Raw genomic sequence first — 14,988 nt, forward strand, 5'->3', positions numbered from 1 at the left:
ATCATGAAAATTCGTTCGATATTGGGTGCTGCTGCGCTGTCCCTGTTGCTCGCCGCATGCGGTACGTCGCAGTCCGCTACCCCGACCCCCGCGGCCGAGTCGGCCGACACCGTGCTGAAGGTGGGCGCGAGCCCCGTCCCGCACGGCGAGATCCTGAAGTTCGTCAAGGACAACCTGGCCCAGGCCGCCGGGCTGAACCTGGAGATCGTCGAGTTCACCGACTACGTCCAGCCGAACGTGCAGCTCGACGAGGGCCAGCTGGGCGCGAACTTCTTCCAGCACAAGCCCTACCTGGACGACTTCAACGCCTCCAAGGGCACCAAGCTGAGCTTCGTCACCCCGGTGCACCTGGAGCCGCTCGGCCTGTACTCCAAGAAGATCACCTCGCTGCCGGCGCTGGCCGAAGGGGCGACGGTCGCGCTGCCGAACGACGCCACGAACCTCGGCCGCGCGCTCAAGCTGCTCGCCGACAACGGCCTGGTCAAGCTCAAGGACGGCGCGGGCACCGCGGCCACCGAGCGCGACGTCACCGACAACCCGAAGAAGCTCCAGTTCAAGCCCCTTGAGGCGGCCCAGCTTCCGCGCTCGCTCGACGACGTGGACGCCGCGGTGATCAACGGCAACTACGCGATCGAGGCCGGGCTCAAGCCCTCCGGCCAGGCGCTGGTGCTGGAGAAGACCGAGGGCAACCCGTACGTCAACGGCCTGGTCGTGCAGACCGGCCACGAGAAGGACGCCGCCGTCGTCACCCTCGGCAAGCTGCTGCAGGACCAGAAGGTCAAGGACTTCATCAAGCAGAAGTACGAGGGTTCGGTCATCCCCGCGGAGTGATCCTGCCACGGTTGATCCACCACGGAGGCGTGCCTCCGGTACGTCACTGAAGCCGCGGTCCCGGCGCCGGGACCGCGGCTTCGGCGCGCCCTAGCGCCGCCGCCAGGCGACCGAATACTGTTCTGGTCATGTACCCGGGAGCCATCGCAGCCGTCACCCCCGACAAGCCCGCTGTGATCATGGCGGGCTCCGGGCAGGTCATCACCTACCGCGAGCTGGAGGAGCAGTCCAACCGCCTGGCCCACGCCTTCCGCGCGGCCGGGCTCGCACCGGGCGACCACGTCGCCTTCATGCTCGCCAACCACCCGCTCTTCCTGGCCATCGCCTGGGCCGCGCACCGCGCGGGCCTGTACTACACGCCGATCAGCTCCCGGCTGCACACCGACGAGCTGGCCTACATCGTGGACAACTGCGGCGCCCGGGCGTTCATCTCCAGCGCGGACCTGGCCGAGGTGGCCACCTCGATCACCGGCGCCACGCCGCGCGTGGAGCTGCGGCTCATGCTCGACGGCGTCGCCGAGGGCTTCACCTCCTACGAGGAGAGCGTGGCCGGCTGCCCGGTCACCCCGATCGCCGACGAGTGCCAGGGCGCCGACATGCTCTACTCCTCCGGCACGACCGGCCGTCCGAAGGGCGTCAAGGTGGCCGCCTCGCTGGCCCCGCTCACCGAGTCGAACACGCTGGTCAAGCTCATCCAGGGGCTGTTCGCGCCGTCCGCGGACAGCGTCTACCTCTCGCCCGCGCCGCTCTACCACGCCGCCCCGCTGCGCTACTGCCTGTCCTTCCAGCGGCTCGGCGCGACGGTGGTGGTGATGGAACGCTTCGACCCCGAGGAGTACCTGCGGCTGGTCGAGCGGTACGGGGTGACGCACTCGCAGCTCGTGCCGACGATGTTCATCAAGATGCTCAAACTGCCCGAGGAAACCCGTAAGAAGTACGACCTGTCCTCGCTGACCTGCGCCATCCACGCCGCCGCGCCCTGTCCCGTACCGGTCAAGGAGCAGATGATCGACTGGTGGGGGCCGATCGTCCACGAGTACTACGCGGGCACCGAGGGCAACGGCTTCCTCTACGTCGGCTCCCGGGACTGGCTGGAGCACAAGGGCACGGTCGGCCGCTCGCTGCTCGGCGTCGTGCACATCTGCGACGAGGAGGGCGAGGACCTGCCGCCCGGCGAGCACGGCACGGTCTACTTCGAGAACGGCGCCCGCTTCGAGTACCACGGCGACCCCGGCAAGACCCGCTCGGCACAGGACCCGAAGGGCCGCGGCTGGACCACCCTCGGCGACATCGGCTACCTCGACGCCGACGGTTTCCTGTACCTCACGGACCGCCGCTCGTACATGATCATCTCGGGTGGGGTGAACATCTACCCGCAGGAGGCGGAGAACGTACTGGCGGTGCATCCCAAGGTGGCCGACGTGGCCGTGTTCGGGGTGCCGGACGAGGAGATGGGGGAGCAGGTCAAGGCCGTGGTCCAGCCGATGACGGCGGCCGAGGCGGGGCCGGGGCTGGAGGCGGAGCTGATCGCGTACTGCCGGGAGCGGCTGGCGCACTACAAGTGCCCGAAGTCGGTCGACTTCCGCGACGAGCTCCCACGCCACCCCACGGGCAAGCTCTACAAGCGTCTCCTCAGAGACGAATACTGGCCCACCCGCACCTGAAGGCTGTCGAACGGCGCCGGCCGCCGGCGGCGCCGGGTCAGTGCCGGCTCAGCCGCTCGGTCACCAGCGCGGCGACCATGAGGCCCACTCCCGCGAGCAGGAGTTCGAACGGTCTGGCCAGCTCGGGCAGCAGGAGCTCCATGGGGTACTGGCCGGTGTCGCCGTTGTGATCGTTCGCATGGTGGGAATGCTACGAGGGCGGCGCGCCCGGGTCGTGATCGATGGAGCCTTCACGCAGGGCCGCGGAAAGCTGAAGAATGGGCTTGTGACGAAGACCTCCGGCGCCGCGTCCGCACCAGGACCTGCCTCCACCCGGAACGGCTGGATGGTTCCGGCCGCGATCTCCGCTGCCGGATCGTTCTGCTTCCTCGCTGCGATGGTGCTGATCGGAGTGTCCGGTGAGACCCAGCCATGGCTGCGGATCGGCCTCGGCGCTCTGACGTTCTCCGCAAATGTGTGGGGCTGGTACTTGGTATCTACCCGCAGGCAGAGGCGGAACGTCACCGGCTAGTCGGCCTCACGCGTCATCGCAGCGAAAAGTGACAGTTCACCGTGGGGGCCAGCCCTCTCGTGGCGCTGGTGCTCGCCACCTGGCTTCATCGATCGCGACGATGACCCGTAGAGGATCGTCGTGTTGAACCGCCAATCACCCGCATGCAAACGGCTCGAAGGGATTTCGAGCTTTTTGCATGCGGGTGACTGCCTCTGTGAGCAGCGGAGATAAGGTGTGAGTGAGCCGTCTCACAGAGTTCCGATCAACGCCTTAACCAGTGCTTACGCCGGTCTTGGCACCCTTGAGCCATAGGGACTTGAGGGAGATGACAGATGAACGCGAACGAGCCTCACGAGCAGGGCACCGGTGGGTGGAGCCAGTTCGGCGCCACGCCTCCGGCCGCCGGGGGCTTCCCCCGTCGGGACACGATCGCCATGGAGCAGCCGCAGCCTCCTCCTCCGCCGTCCGCCCCCGTCAAGCCGCGCCTGACCACCGGGCAGAAGGCCGTGGCCGGGCTCGCCCTGGCCGCGATGGCCATCGGCGGCGGGGTCGTGGGAGCCGCCGTCGCCACCGCGTTCCAGCCCCAGCCGCAGCAGGTGGTCAGCGCGCCGAGCCCGAAGTTGCGGCAGGCCTCCAACCAGCTCTCCACCGCCGAGGTGGCCGAGCGGGTGCAGCCGTCGGTGGTCATGATCCAGGGGCAGACGGGTGAGGGGTCGGGCGTCGTGCTCTCCGAGGACGGCCTCATCCTCACCAACAACCACGTGGTGGTCGGCGCGGCGCAGGGCGGCGGTCAGATGACCGTCAAGTTCAGCGACGGCAAGACGGCCAAGGCCACCGTCGTCGGCACCGACCCGCCCACCGACCTCGCGGTCATCAGGGCGCAGGACGTCTCGGGGCTGACCAAGGCCGACCTCGGCGACAGCGACCAGCTCAAGGTCGGCGACGACGTACTGGCCATCGGCAGCCCGCTCGGCCTGGACGGCTCGGTCACCAGGGGCATCATCAGCGCCCTGAACCGTACGCTCAACCTCGGCGGCGAGCAGCGTCAGCAGCTGCCGCCCGGCTTCGGCGGCGAGCAGCAGCAGAGCCCGGTGCAGGGCACGACGATCGGCGACGTCATCCAGACCGACGCCGCGATCAACCCCGGCAACTCCGGCGGCGCGCTGGTGAACGCGGCCGGCCAGCTCGTCGGCATCAACACCGCCATCGCCTCCGACGCGGCCGGGGGCGGCGTCGGGTTCGCGATCCCCGTCAACACCGCCAAGCAGGTCGCCGAGCAGCTCATCAAGAACGGCAAGGTCAGCCACGCCTTCCTCGGCGTGAGCGTCACCGACGCCACCGGCGACGTGCCCGGCGCCCTGATCAGGCAGGTGACCGCGGGCAGCCCGGCGGCCAAGGCCGGACTGAAGGAAGGCGACCTCATCACCAAGATCGGCGACACGCCGGTTGACTCAGGCGATACGGTTGTTGGACAGGTCAGAGGTTTCAAACCGGGCCAACAGGTCAAGATCACATATATGAGGGACGGTCAGTCGGCCGAGGCCACCGTCACCCTCCAAGAGAAGAAGTAAACACAAGGACCCCCTCCCGGAGACGGGTGTGCCGTTGAGATCGCTGCGGACTCGGCGGCACACCCCCCCATCAGGAGAACCCTCAGGCGAACCGGCGGCCTTCGTCGTGGCGGTAGGCCCACGTGGCGGCGGCCGCCGCGATCACCGTCCACACGCCGAGCATGATCAGCGCCACCGGATCCGGGCGCACGTCCGAGATCGCCGCCCAGATCAGCTCGGCCGCGCCCCTGGAGGGCACGTACGGGGAGATGCTCTCGACGATGTCCGGCATGATCTGCGGCGGCAGGATCAGCCCGCCCACGATGGCCACGGGGAAGAACACGATCTGGGCCACCGCGAGCGCCGCCTTCGACGGCAGCGTCAGGCCGATGAACAGCCCGATCAGCATGAACGGCACACCCCCGGCGATCAGCGCCAGCAGCCCGAGGACCAGCCGCCCGGGCGTGATGACCGCCTCGGTCAGCAGTGCCCCCACCACCAGCACCGGCACCACCGACAGCAGCATGAGCACCACGGTCGAGATCATCCGCCCGGCCAGGCGCGGGAACGGCCCGGCGGGCAGCGTACGGGTGTAGGGGTCCCACGGCTGCTCGCGGTCCTGCGAGACGGTGGCGCTCAGCCCGATCACCGCCGACGACATGGCGCCGAAGAACATCAGCGACCCCGTCGCCGACGTCGCCGCCGCCGGGTCCTCGCCCGCGAACGGCACCACGAACGCCAGCATCGAGATCGCCGGGAACAGCGAGCTGGCCAGGATCCCGATGGGCACCCTGAACTGCTCGACGAGCCGTAGCCGGGTGTGGGCCAGGATCAGGCTAGACATGCGCGTTCTCCTTCGCGGTGATGGTGAGGAAGGCCTCCTCCAGCGTGGTCGGCCTGACCTCCAGGCCCGAGAACGGCGTGCCGCTGCGCACGAGCTCCACCACCAGCCGGTCGGGGTCGGTGGTCAGCAGGCTGACGCGGCCGTCCTGGCGTTCGGTGCTGAGCACGCCGGGCAGATCGGGCAGGTCGCCGGCGTCGAGCGAGACGCGCCGTACCCCCACCATGTCGCGTACGGCGCGCACGGTGTCGTCGGCCAGCACCCGTCCTTGGCCGACGACCACCACGCGCTGGGCCAGCGCCTCGATCTCCTCCAGGTAATGGCTGGTCAGGACGACCGTGCCGCCCTCGTTGTGGAAGGCCTGGATGCCGTCCCAGAGGGTGCGCCTGGCCTCGACGTCGAGTCCGGTCGTGGGCTCGTCCAGGAACACCAGGCGCGGCCGGCCGACGAAGGCCAGCGCCACGGCCAGGCGCCGCTTCTGACCGCCGGACAGGCTGCCGACCTGGCGCTTGACCAGCTCGCTCAGGCCGAAGCGGTCGAGCAGCTCGTCCTTGCCGAGCGCGTCGGGGAAGTGGGCGCGCACGAAGTCGGTGATCTCGCCGACCTTCAGCGAGTCCGGCAGACCGGTCTCCTGCGGGGTCACGCCGATGCCGCGGCGTACCACAGGATTCTGCGGCGAGCCGCCGAGCAGCTCGACCGTGCCGGAGGTCGGGCGGCGCAGCCCGACGAACAGGTTGATCAGGGTGGACTTGCCCGCCCCGTTCGGGCCGAGCAGGCCGACCAGCTCGCCCGCCCGGATGTCGAGCGAGACGTGATCGAGCGCGAGCACGTCCCCGTAGCGGCGGGTGACCTCCACCGTTCTGGCGAGGGCCGTCATGAGGTTCCTCCAGCGTTGTCGAGCAAGGCGCGGATCGCCTTGGTGTAGTCCTCGAATGCCAGGCGTCCGCGCCGGGTGAGCGCCACGTACGTGACGGGGGTGCGGCCCTTGTGCGTCTTGGTGATGCGGACGTAACCGGCGTCCTCCAGCTTGGTCAGGTGCACCGAGAGGTTGCCGGCCGTCATCCCGAGCAGGTCCTTCAGCGACGGGAACGCGATCTCGTCGCGCTCGCCGAGGGTGTTGAGCGTGGCGACCACCCGCAGCCTGGCCTGCGCGTGGATCACCGGGTCGAGCTCTGGCACGGCGCCGTCGGGGCTCACATCCGCCGCCGCAGCACGATGCCGGCCGCGATGTAGCCGCCGCCGGTGAGCACGGCCGTCAGCAGCGCGTGCCAGCCGGCCCCGAGCATGACGCCCACCCCGTTGACGACCGCCGTCCACACGCCGACGAAGAACATCGGCCAGTACGTCCAGATCGCGCCGCCGGCCATGTAGAGCAGCGCGACCAGCATCATGAAGCCGCCGCCCCACAGCAGGCCGCTCTCGCCGGCCGGGAGCTGGGGGCTGATCCGGATGGCGATCACCGTCATGGAGACGATGCCCGCGGACCAGGCGTAGCCGTACATCATGCCCTTGGCCGAGGTCTCGCCGCGGACCTGCGCGCCCATCTTCACCATGCCGAAGACGGCGATCGCCCCGGCCAGCGACATGCCCGCGAACAAGACCGTCAGGGCCTGCGCGCTGGAGATCGGCGCGTAGGGGACGCCGTCGAGGCCGTAGTGCAGGAACAGCGCCGCGAAGCCGAGGGCCCACGCCACACCCCAGGGCGTGTAGAGCAGCAGAGGGTCGCCGTGCAGCCGCTTGACCGTGGCGGTGCGCTGCTGCTCGATGAGCCGCAGCGTCTCCTCGGGGGTACGCGCGTGATCATCCTCAACCATGCCAACTCCTCTTACTCGCAAATAGGTTTGTATCGTAAACCTGATGGCAAAGCAAACCCATGGAGTGGTCGATCGACAGACGCTTACCGCCTGGTGAGGGCCTCGGACTCCCACAGATCGCGGTAGTAGCCCGGCACGGCCACGAGCTCGTCGTGGCGGCCCCGCTGGACAACGCGGCCCTCGTCGAGCACCACGACCTCGTCGACCGACTCCAGGCCCTTGAGCCGGTGGGTCACCAGCACGGTGGTGCGGTCCCTGATGACGTCCAGCAGGTCGGCCATCAGGCGGTCGGCGGTCTCCTCGTCCAGCGCCTCGGCGGGCTCGTCCAGCAGGAGGACGGGCGGGTCGTACAGCAGCGCCCTGGCCAGGGCCAGGCGCTGGAGCTGGCCGCCGGAGACGGTCCTGCCATCCTCGCCGAGCTCGGCGTCCCAGCCGGTGCGCTCGACCCACGGGCCGAGCCTGGCCTCCCGTACGGCCGCGCCCAGCCGTTCGTCGTCGGCCTCCGGCCCGGCCAGACGGAGGTTGTCGCGCAGGGTGGTGCGGAAGATGTACGGGTCCTGGGTCAGGCCGGTCATCAGGGTGCGGACGTCGTCGCCCGACAGGTCACGCAGGTCGGCGCCGTTGACGCGGATGTTGCCCGACTCCGGCTCGGCCAGGCGCATCAGCGCGGCCAGCAGCGTGCTCTTGCCCGCGCCGCTCGGGCCCACGATCGCGACCCGGCGGCCGGGCGTCAGACGCAGGGAGACGCCGTCGAGGGCCGGCCTGGCGGCGCCGGGGTGCCGTACGACGAGGCCGTCGACCTCGACCGTCAGGGGAGCGGAGGGCACGGGCGCGGGCGCGGCGGGCTCGGCGACGGCCGGGGTGGCGGCGCGCACCTCGCGCAGCCGCCGGATCGCCGCGGTGATTCCGGCCATGCGCTCGCCCGCCGCCGCCAGCGGCAGCACCGGCTCGAACGACACCAGCGCGGTCAGCGCGAGCACCGCCGTGGCGACCGAGCCCGCGCTCGCCCCCTGGGCGAGCAGCACGATGGCCGCCACCGTCAGGCCCTGCGTCAGCGTGCCGGCCGCCAGGGCGGCGGCGTGCACGCGCGACTGGCGGCGCTCCAGCGCGGCCAGCGTCTCGTCGGCGGCCAGCGCGCCGGTCAGGGCCCGCTCGCCCGCGCCGTAGGCGGCCAGGTCGGCCGAGCCGTGCACGAGGTCGGCCACGCGGGCCGCCAGCGCGGCCCTGGCCGGGGCGATCCGCGCCGACCAGCGGCGCGCGGCGGCGGCGGTCGCGGCGGGCAGCAGCACACCCGCCACCACGAGCCCGGCCAGCAGTACGAGTGCCGTCACCGGCAGCACGGTCAGCCCGATGACGACCGCGGCCAGTCCGGTCAGGAGGGCGGCGGCGGCCGGGAGCAGCGCGCGCACCAGCAGGTCCTGGACGGCCTCGGTGTCGTCCACCATGCGGCTGAGCAGGTCGGCGCCGCCGTGGCGGGGACGCTGGGGCGGGATCAGCGCCTCGTAGAGCCGTTCGCGGGTGCCCGCCTGGGCACGCAGGGCCACGTCGTGCCCGGTGAGCCGCTCGGCGTAGCGGAAGACGCCCTTGCCCGTCGCGAACGCCCTGGTCGCCACGATGGCCACGCTCAGCGCGGCCAGGGACGGCTGCTGCGCGGCCCTGGTGATCAGCCAGGCGGCGGTCGCGATGAGCCCCAGCCCGGCCAGGTCGGCGGCGGCGCCGGCCAGCACCGCCCAGGCCAGCCGCGTGCCCATGCGCCGGTTCATCGCCCGCTCCCCTCAGGAAGGGAGGCCACGCTCTGCGGCTCCCTCATAGTGCCGCCGCTGTCCGGTTCGGCCGGGTCGGCGGGTGGCCGGTCGCGGGTGGTGTCGGCGACGATGCGGCCCTCGTGCACCCGTACGACCCGGTCGGCCAGGTCGATCATGGCGGGCCGGTGCGCGACGATGACGGCGGTGCGTTCCCGTGCCAGGTCCGCGGTGGCGGCCACGACGGCGGCCTCGCTGCGTCCGTCGAGGCGGGCGGTGGGCTCGTCCAGCAGCAGCGCCGTGGCGTCCGGGCGGCAGAAGGCGCGCGCCAGCGCGACCCGCTGCCGCTGGCCCGCCGACAGGTTCGCGCCGCGCTCGCCGACCACGGTGCCGAAGCCCTCGGGCAGGCCGTCCACGAAGTCGGCGTGCGCGTCCGCCGCCGCCTTCCTGACCTGCTCCTCGGTGGCCCCGGGCGCGCCGAGCCGGATGTTGTCGGCCACGGACGTGGTGAACAGGTGGGGCCGCTGCGGCACGTACGCCAGGGCGGCGCGCCAGCTCTCCAGGTCCAGTTCGCGCAGGTCCGTGCCGTCGACCAGGACGCGCCCCTCCTGCGGGCGTACGAAGCCGAGGACGAGGTTGAGCAGCGTGCTCTTGCCGCCGCCGCTCTCGCCGACCAGCGCCACCCGTTCGCCGGGGGCGATGGTGAGGGTGACGTCCTCCAGGGCGGCCTCGTCCCTGCCGGGGTAGCGGACGGTCACGTTCTCCAGGCGGATCTCGGGGGCGCCGTGGCCCTCGTACGGGCGCGCGGCGCCGGGGGCGTCCCCGGCCTCGCCGTCCAGGACGGAGAAGGCCGCGTCGGCGGCGGCCACCCCCTCCATGGAGGCGTGGAAGCGGGTCCCCATGGCCCGCAGCGGCAGGTACGCCTCCGGCGCCAGCAGCAGCACCAGCAGCGCCGTCGTCAGGTCCAGCGACCCGCCGAGCAGCCGCAGCCCGATGGGCACCGCCACCAGCGCCAGCGACAACGACGCGCACAACTCCAGCACCAGCGACGACAGGAACGCCACCCGCAACGTGCGCATGGTCGCGCTCCGGTGGGCGTCGGCGACCTGCCGGATGACCGTCGCCTGGTAGCGGGCCCGCCCGAAGGCGCGCAGCGTCGGCAGCCCGCGCACGACGTCGAGGAAGTGCCCGCCGAGCCGCGACAGCGCGTGGAACTGCCGCTCGGTCACGGTCTTGGTCGTCATGCCGACCAGCGCGCCGAAGACCGGGATCAGCGGCAGCGTGATCAGCACGATCACCGCGCTCCCCAGATCGGCGGTGAACAGCCGGACCAGCACCGCCACCGGCACGACCGCCGCCACGGCGATCGAGGGCAGGTAGCCGGTCAGGTAGGCGTCCAGGCCGTCCAGGCCCCGGCCGGTCAGGGTGACCAGCTCGCCCGACCGGTGACCGGTCAGCCTGGACGGGCCCAGCTCGCCCAGGCGGGCCAGCAGCCGGTGGCGCAGCGCGGACTTCACGCCCGTCGCCGTGCGCCCGGCGAAGACGCCCTGCGTCCAGGCGAGCAGCGCCCGTACGCCCACCACGGCGGCGAGCGCGCCCAGCGCGTCGGCGGTGAACCGGCCGGACAGCACGCCGGCGAGCAACTCGGCCTGCGCGAGCACGAGCAGCCCGGCCAGTACGGCCGCCACCATGGTGACGGTCAGGTGGCGGCGTACCGAGCGCTCGGCCCGCATGAGCCGCAGGAGATCCTTGTGCACGTGGCCTTCAGAAGAACGAGGGGAGTGGGACGGCGCCCTTACCTGGCCGGAAAGTCCGCCATACCCATACTTGCGCGCCCAGCATGACCGGCGCGAACGGCAACGCCATGACACTGAGCACATTCAACGTAGCCGCCGGAGCGCTGTGCTCCAGCAGGTACGGCATCGCCCCCACGAGCAGCCCGGCCGCCGGCAGCGCCGAGACCAGGCCCGAGAGCAGCAACGCCCGCCCCGACCGTACGGCCCCGAAGGCGCCCGGCGTGCGCCAGGCCAGGAACGTCCACCCGTGGAAGGCGAACAGCAGGGTCACCAGCACGCCCAGCAGCACCCCGACCGGATTCACCGGCGAGGACGTGAACCCGGTGGCGGCGGCGTACAGCGTCATCCCCCATCCGAACGACAACCCCAGCGACCCGAACGCGATCAGCGCGTCCCAGAACCCGCGCCAGCCGCCGCCGTCCAGCCGGCGCCGGAACCACAGCCCGGCGTCGCGCACGATCCAGCTCAGCAGCATGGCCACGACCAGCGGGTAGAGCCCGAACAGCACCTCGCCCTCCAGGCGCGGGTACACCCCGAACAGCGTTCCGGCCACCGCCACCAGCCACACCTCGTTGGCCAGCACGAACGGCGCCATCGCGGCCACCATGCGGTCGCGGCTCTCGCGTGTCCTGCCCAGCACCGGCAGCAGCAGGCCGACGCCGAGGTCGAAGCCCTCCAGGGCGAAATACCCGGTCAGCAGCACCGCGAAGAACAGGAACCAGATCACTTCCATGTCAGCACTCCTAGTGGCTCAGCGCCGGGGCGGGCTCGGCGCCGGCGGGGGACGCCCCGAGGTCGAGGCCGTACGGGCCCCGCCGGATCACCCGGGCGATGAGGACGTAGTCGACGACCGCGAGCAGCCCCAGCACGGCGGCGAACCCGATCAGCGAGGCCGTGACCATGCCCGAGGTCAGCCCCGGCGTCAGCGCGTCGGCCACGGTGAGCTTGTGCCACACCATCCACGGCTGGCGGCCGATCTCCCTGGCCATCCAGCCCAGGATCGCCAGCACGAACGGCAGCGGCGTCATGATCATCAGCACCGGATGCGTCCAGCGCCAGCGCGGCAGCCAGTAGATGATCGGCAGGATCAGGAACAGCAGCACGAACGCCAGGAGCTGGCCGATCTCGATCATGAGACCGAGCGGCACCGCCCCTCCGCTGCCGTCGTCGAACTTGCCCTCCTGGATGCCGCCGAACTGCGCGTATCCGAAGCCCATGGCCAGGAAGGCGCCGAGAGCCGCCACGCCGACCCCCGTGCGCAGCGACTTGCCGAAGAACAGCGTGTCTTCCGTACGGCGCCGCAGCCGGTACGCGCTCGCCCCGGCCAGCAGCGCCGCGCCGGTGAGCAGGCCCGCGCCGATGACGTGGGGGAAGGAGAAGACCAGCGCCTTGTTGGTCAGCAGGGCGCCGAAGTCGACCAGCTCCAGCCGGCCGTTCCTGACCACCGAGCCCGCCGGGTTCTGCAGGAAGGAGTTGGCGACCATGATGAAGAACGCGCTGGCGTACGCGGTCAGCGTCACCAGCCAGATGCAGGCCAGGTGCAGCCACTTGGGCAGGCGCCCCCAGCCGAAGATCCACAGTCCGAGGAACGTGGACTCCAGGAAGAAGGCCACCAGCGTCTCCATGGCCAGCGGCGCGCCGAACACGTCTCCGGCATAGTCGGACAGCCCGCTCCACGACAACCCGAACTGGAACTCCATCACCAGTCCGGTGACGATGCCCAGGGCGTAGTTGATGACGTAGACCTGCCCCCAGAACCGGGTCATGCCTCCGTGCAGCGCGCTGCCCGAGATGACGTGGCGGGTGTGCATGAGCGCCACGATCGGCGCCAGCCCGAGCGTGAGCACGACGAACAGGAAGTGCAGGCTTCCCGTCACGGCGAACTGCGTGCGGGCGAGTTCGAGTACGTCCATTCCATCGACTCCGTTGTTGTGTCTACCTACATATAGGCAGCCTACATGTAGACTGGCTACATGCGAACCGGTTGTCTAGGATCTAGGGCATGAATCCAGACGCGCTGCGCGGGCACATGGACGCGTTGCTGCTCTCGGTGCTGGAGCGGGAGCCGCTGCACGGCTACGCGATCATCGAGGCGCTCCAGGAGCGCAGCGGGGGTGCGCTGAGCGTGCCCACCGGCACCGTCTATCCGGCGCTGCGGCGGCTGGAGCGCATCGGCTACCTGGCCAGCGAGTGGGCGACGGTGGGCGGGCGCAAGCGGCGCACGTACCGGCTGACCGACTCGGGCAGGAAGCAGCTCGAAGGGGAGCGGTCGGCCTGGCGGGAGTTCACCAACGTGATCGGCAGCGTGCTCCAGGCCGAGGCGCGCGCCTCAGGGTGACGTGCGGGCCTCAGGGCTGACGGGTCAGTGACGGGTCAGCGGGCGCGGGTGACCCGCAGGCAGCGGGTCGCGCCGTAGATCTGCAGGCCCCAGAACGCGGTCGTGACCAGATTGGCCAGGAACGCGGGCAGGTAGCTGGTCATCGTGCCCGGCCCGGAGGGGCCGTAGGACAGCGCCAGGCTCATGGCGCCCGCGATCGGCAACATGCCCCACACGACGACGCCCAGCGACCGGGTGACCAGGCGCGGGCGGCGGATCCAGCGGGCGCCCCGGCCCAGCGCCAGCAGGGCGACGCCGCCGTAGAGGCCGGTCGCGAGCTGGCAGATGTCGAGCAGCCGCGAGACCACGTGGTACCAGGCGGGCCGGCCCGCCCAGACCGACGGGTCGGTGGGGTAGACGCGCCACACCACCGACCACATGAGCGCGGTCAGCGGGACGCTGATGAACAGCAGCAGTCCGAGCCGGCGGCCGGCCACGGCGGTGAGCTCGGTCTGGTAGCTCGGCGCGATCTCGGCGACCGGGCCGAACTCCGCGACCGCCAGCCGTTCGGCCTCGGCGCGTTCGAGGCCGTCGGCCTCCAGGGCGTCGGCGGTGTCGGACAGGCTGTCCCGCGCTTCGACGACCAGATCGCGTTTGGGGCCCGACGGCCCGGCCAGTGCGCGATCGAGGTCGGCCACGTAGTCGTCGATACGCATGATCCCCAGTCTACGGAGAACGCCGCCCGCGGCCTATCGGGGATATCCCCGATATTTCGCCCGGCGACTTGATGTGTCGGAAAAATCCTACGTATAGTGGCTGACATGCTGATTTCTGGGATCCTCGCTGTCACCGTGCCCGTCGCCGACCAGGCGCGGGCGCTCGACTTCTACACCGGAGTGCTCGACTTCGAGGTACGCACCGACAACCCGTTCCCGATGGGCCGCTGGCTCACCGTCGCGCCCAAGGGGGCGGCGACCACGCTGCTGCTGGCCTCCTGGTTCCCCGGCATGGCCCCGATCGGCGGCCTCGTCGTGTCCGCGCCCGACCTCGACGCGCTGGCCGCCCGGCTCGCCGCGAACGAGGTCGCCCACGAAGGGCCGAGCGAGGAGGCGTGGGGCCGCCAGCTCCTCTTCCAGGACCCGTTCGGCAACGGGTACGTGGTCAGCCAGGCATGACCGCCGACCACGTCTTCACCGCGCTGGCCAGCCCGGCCAGGCGCGAGCTGCTGCGGCTGCTGCTCCAGGAGGGGCCCCAGCTTGCCGGGCGGCTGGCCGAGCGGTTCGACATGAGCCGGCCCAGCGTCTCCGAGCATCTCAAGGTGCTCAGGGACGCCGGGCTGGTGGCCGAGGCCCGCAAGGGCCGGGAACGCCACTACCACCTGGAGGCGGAGCCGCTCATGGAGATCCGCGACTGGCTCACCCCGTACGAGAGGTTCTGGCGCGAGAAGCTGGCCGGACTCTCCTCGCTGCTGGACGAGATGGAGGAGGACGATGGCTGAGGACCGGAGTGCGATCCGGCTGGACGAGTTCCTCGCGCACCCGCCGGCCAAGGTGTGGCGGGCGCTGACCGATCCGGAGCTGATGGCCCGCTGGCTGATGCCCAACGACTTCCGGCTGGAGGTGGGGCACCGGTTCACGTTCACCACGCAGCCGAAGAAGGCGGTGGGGTTCGACGGGGTGGTCCACTGCGAGGTGCTGGAGTTCGAGGCGGAGAAACTGCTGCGGATCAGCTGGAGCGACCGCAAACAGGCCGACTGGACGGTCACCTGGCGGCTGGTGCCGGAGGGGCGGGGGACCCGGCTGTTCCTCGACCACGAGGGCTTCGATCCCGACGACCCCGTGCAGCAGCTCTCCCGCAAGATCATGGGCGGCGGCTGGCCCCGCCACTTCACCACCATCGCCACCCTCGCCGAATCCCTCTGACCCGCGCCCTGGCCCGGC

At 71.0% G+C, this 14,988-nt stretch carries 16 protein-coding genes; 7 read left to right on the forward strand and 9 right to left on the reverse strand.

All coding sequences use genetic code 11. The features are described from left to right. The first annotated feature begins 3 nt into the window (after positions 1-3). The 3 genes from DMB42_RS30320 to DMB42_RS30330 all read left to right on the forward strand — a co-directional run bounded on the left by DMB42_RS30320 (position 4) and on the right by DMB42_RS30330 (position 4,559). Complete coding sequence (locus tag DMB42_RS30320; protein ID WP_125639014.1) at positions 4-831, forward strand: MetQ/NlpA family ABC transporter substrate-binding protein; 828 nt, start codon at positions 4-6, stop codon at positions 829-831. 128 nt (positions 832-959) lie between these two features. After that, complete coding sequence (locus tag DMB42_RS30325; protein ID WP_125639017.1) at positions 960-2,495, forward strand: AMP-binding protein; 1,536 nt, start codon at positions 960-962, stop codon at positions 2,493-2,495. Between the two features lie 825 nt (positions 2,496-3,320). Beyond that, complete coding sequence (locus tag DMB42_RS30330) at positions 3,321-4,559, forward strand: S1C family serine protease (RefSeq protein ID WP_125639020.1); 1,239 nt, start codon at positions 3,321-3,323, stop codon at positions 4,557-4,559. 82 nt (positions 4,560-4,641) lie between these two features. Here DMB42_RS30330 and DMB42_RS30335 read toward each other — a convergent pair whose 3' ends face one another. The 8 genes from DMB42_RS30335 to DMB42_RS30370 form a co-directional block, all read right to left on the reverse strand. After that, positions 4,642-5,382, reverse strand: a complete 741-nt coding sequence (locus tag DMB42_RS30335; RefSeq protein WP_125639023.1) for an ABC transporter permease — start codon at positions 5,380-5,382, stop codon at positions 4,642-4,644. Further along, entirely contained in the window at positions 5,375-6,256 is an 882-nt protein-coding gene (locus tag DMB42_RS30340; RefSeq protein WP_125639026.1) for an ABC transporter ATP-binding protein, read from the reverse strand. The genes DMB42_RS30335 and DMB42_RS30340 overlap by 8 nt, the downstream gene beginning before the upstream one ends. Next, a complete protein-coding gene (locus tag DMB42_RS30345) occupies positions 6,253-6,576 on the reverse strand; it encodes a transcriptional regulator (RefSeq protein ID WP_221762409.1) in 324 nt (107 codons plus the stop codon). The genes DMB42_RS30340 and DMB42_RS30345 overlap by 4 nt, the downstream gene beginning before the upstream one ends. Further along, positions 6,573-7,193: a transporter gene (locus DMB42_RS30350; RefSeq protein ID WP_125639029.1), complete on the reverse strand. Its 621-nt coding sequence runs from the start codon at positions 7,191-7,193 to the stop codon at positions 6,573-6,575. The genes DMB42_RS30345 and DMB42_RS30350 overlap by 4 nt, the downstream gene beginning before the upstream one ends. Before the next feature lie 83 nt (positions 7,194-7,276). Next, positions 7,277-8,956 carry a thiol reductant ABC exporter subunit CydC gene (cydC, locus tag DMB42_RS30355; protein ID WP_260478033.1) on the reverse strand — a complete coding sequence of 560 codons (1,680 nt, stop codon included), beginning with the start codon at positions 8,954-8,956 and terminating at the stop codon, positions 7,277-7,279. Further along, positions 8,953-10,692 carry a thiol reductant ABC exporter subunit CydD gene (gene cydD, locus DMB42_RS30360; protein ID WP_221762410.1) on the reverse strand — a complete coding sequence of 580 codons (1,740 nt, stop codon included), beginning with the start codon at positions 10,690-10,692 and terminating at the stop codon, positions 8,953-8,955. Before cydD ends, cydC begins: the two co-directional genes overlap by 4 nt. A 7-nt stretch (positions 10,693-10,699) precedes the next feature. After that, entirely contained in the window at positions 10,700-11,464 is a 765-nt protein-coding gene (locus tag DMB42_RS30365; protein ID WP_125639032.1) for a cytochrome d ubiquinol oxidase subunit II, read from the reverse strand. Between the two features lie 10 nt (positions 11,465-11,474). Further along, a complete protein-coding gene (locus DMB42_RS30370) occupies positions 11,475-12,644 on the reverse strand; it encodes a cytochrome ubiquinol oxidase subunit I (RefSeq protein WP_125639035.1) in 1,170 nt (389 codons plus the stop codon). 89 nt (positions 12,645-12,733) lie between these two features. Here DMB42_RS30370 and DMB42_RS30375 point away from each other — a divergent pair, with 89 nt between their 5' ends. Next, positions 12,734-13,069 carry a helix-turn-helix transcriptional regulator gene (locus DMB42_RS30375; RefSeq protein WP_125639038.1) on the forward strand — a complete coding sequence of 112 codons (336 nt, stop codon included), beginning with the start codon at positions 12,734-12,736 and terminating at the stop codon, positions 13,067-13,069. 35 nt (positions 13,070-13,104) lie between these two features. Here DMB42_RS30375 and DMB42_RS30380 read toward each other — a convergent pair whose 3' ends face one another. Then, positions 13,105-13,764 carry a permease prefix domain 1-containing protein gene (locus DMB42_RS30380; protein WP_125639041.1) on the reverse strand — a complete coding sequence of 220 codons (660 nt, stop codon included), beginning with the start codon at positions 13,762-13,764 and terminating at the stop codon, positions 13,105-13,107. 105 nt (positions 13,765-13,869) lie between these two features. On the opposite strand from DMB42_RS30380, the gene DMB42_RS30385 reads away from it, so the two are divergent. Genes DMB42_RS30385 through DMB42_RS30395 form a run of 3 tightly spaced genes read left to right on the forward strand, consistent with a single transcriptional unit; the run spans position 13,870 to position 14,970 of the window. Next, on the forward strand, positions 13,870-14,223 hold the full coding sequence (locus DMB42_RS30385; protein ID WP_125639044.1) for a VOC family protein: 354 nt from the start codon (positions 13,870-13,872) through the stop codon (positions 14,221-14,223). After that, complete coding sequence (locus tag DMB42_RS30390) at positions 14,220-14,546, forward strand: helix-turn-helix transcriptional regulator (protein WP_125639047.1); 327 nt, start codon at positions 14,220-14,222, stop codon at positions 14,544-14,546. Before DMB42_RS30385 ends, DMB42_RS30390 begins: the two co-directional genes overlap by 4 nt. Further along, the gene (locus DMB42_RS30395; RefSeq protein ID WP_125639050.1) at positions 14,539-14,970 is read left to right on the forward strand and encodes an SRPBCC domain-containing protein; all 432 of its coding nucleotides are present in this window, start codon (positions 14,539-14,541) and stop codon (positions 14,968-14,970) included. The genes DMB42_RS30390 and DMB42_RS30395 overlap by 8 nt, the downstream gene beginning before the upstream one ends. Positions 14,971-14,988: the final 18 nt, after the last annotated feature.

Source organism: Nonomuraea sp. WAC 01424 (assembly GCF_003947315.1).
Classification (GTDB): Bacteria; Actinomycetota; Actinomycetes; order Streptosporangiales; family Streptosporangiaceae; genus Nonomuraea; species Nonomuraea spiralis.

Excerpts from the sequence above, each read along its gene's own strand:
- DMB42_RS30320 (WP_125639014.1), top strand. The coding sequence starts at position 4 with ATGAAAATTCGTTCGATATTGGGTGCTGCTGCGCTGTCCCTGTTGCTC.
- DMB42_RS30325 (WP_125639017.1), top strand. The coding sequence starts at position 960 with ATGTACCCGGGAGCCATCGCAGCCGTCACCCCCGACAAGCCCGCTGTG.
- DMB42_RS30330 (WP_125639020.1), top strand. The coding sequence starts at position 3,321 with ATGAACGCGAACGAGCCTCACGAGCAGGGCACCGGTGGGTGGAGCCAG.
- DMB42_RS30335 (WP_125639023.1), bottom strand. The coding sequence starts at position 5,382 with ATGTCTAGCCTGATCCTGGCCCACACCCGGCTACGGCTCGTCGAGCAG.
- DMB42_RS30340 (WP_125639026.1), bottom strand. The coding sequence starts at position 6,256 with ATGACGGCCCTCGCCAGAACGGTGGAGGTCACCCGCCGCTACGGGGAC.
- DMB42_RS30350 (WP_125639029.1), bottom strand. The coding sequence starts at position 7,193 with ATGGTTGAGGATGATCACGCGCGTACCCCCGAGGAGACGCTGCGGCTC.
- cydC (WP_260478033.1), bottom strand. The coding sequence starts at position 8,956 with ATGAACCGGCGCATGGGCACGCGGCTGGCCTGGGCGGTGCTGGCCGGC.
- DMB42_RS30365 (WP_125639032.1), bottom strand. The coding sequence starts at position 11,464 with ATGGAAGTGATCTGGTTCCTGTTCTTCGCGGTGCTGCTGACCGGGTAT.
- DMB42_RS30370 (WP_125639035.1), bottom strand. The coding sequence starts at position 12,644 with ATGGACGTACTCGAACTCGCCCGCACGCAGTTCGCCGTGACGGGAAGC.
- DMB42_RS30375 (WP_125639038.1), top strand. The coding sequence starts at position 12,734 with ATGAATCCAGACGCGCTGCGCGGGCACATGGACGCGTTGCTGCTCTCG.
- DMB42_RS30380 (WP_125639041.1), bottom strand. The coding sequence starts at position 13,764 with ATGCGTATCGACGACTACGTGGCCGACCTCGATCGCGCACTGGCCGGG.
- DMB42_RS30385 (WP_125639044.1), top strand. The coding sequence starts at position 13,870 with ATGCTGATTTCTGGGATCCTCGCTGTCACCGTGCCCGTCGCCGACCAG.
- DMB42_RS30390 (WP_125639047.1), top strand. The coding sequence starts at position 14,220 with ATGACCGCCGACCACGTCTTCACCGCGCTGGCCAGCCCGGCCAGGCGC.
- DMB42_RS30395 (WP_125639050.1), top strand. The coding sequence starts at position 14,539 with ATGGCTGAGGACCGGAGTGCGATCCGGCTGGACGAGTTCCTCGCGCAC.